Raw genomic sequence first — 525 nt, 5'->3', positions numbered from 1 at the left:
CTCGAGGAGGAGATCAGAAAGAACTGGGCAGAGCTGGTCACCCTGCCCAAGGTCAAGGCCCCCAAGCCACTGCTGTGGACCCCGGCCCGCGTCGCCCACTGGCGGGCAACCGGCGAGGTCCCCGGCAAGGTGATGGTGTGGACACCGCAGCTCCTCGGCGAGTTCCTCGACACCTACGTCGACGACGAGCTGTTCGACCTGTGGCACTTCATGGCCCTGCGAGGCCCGCGCCGCGGTGAAGCGTGCGCGCTTCCCTGGTCTGAGGTCGACCTCGACCAGATGCAGGTCACCATCAGCCAGCAGCTCGTCTACATCGCCAGCCAGCTCTACCAGACCGCCCCGAAGGCGGACTCCGAGCGGACCATCAACCTCGACTCCGAGAGCGCCCGCCTCCTGGCCGACCGCCACGACCGGCAGGCTGTCCAGCGGAAGAAGGCCGGACGGGCGTGGAAGGAGACCGGCCTCGTCTTCACCAAGGAGAACGGCGAGGCGTACCACCCCGACTACCTCACCTATCGCTTCGCG

General features: G+C 67.4%; 1 pseudogene. It reads left to right on the top strand.

Features of this window, described 5'->3' with window-relative positions:
- Window positions 1-525 (top strand): annotated as a pseudogene (locus ABD323_RS45275) (site-specific integrase); the annotation flags it as partial.

The sequence above is a fragment of the Kitasatospora nipponensis genome (assembly GCF_039528135.1).
GTDB classification, from domain to species: Bacteria; Actinomycetota; Actinomycetes; order Streptomycetales; family Streptomycetaceae; genus Kitasatospora; species Kitasatospora nipponensis.
Note: the sequence above shows the minus strand (reverse complement) of the source record. Positions and strands in the feature narration are given on the sequence as shown.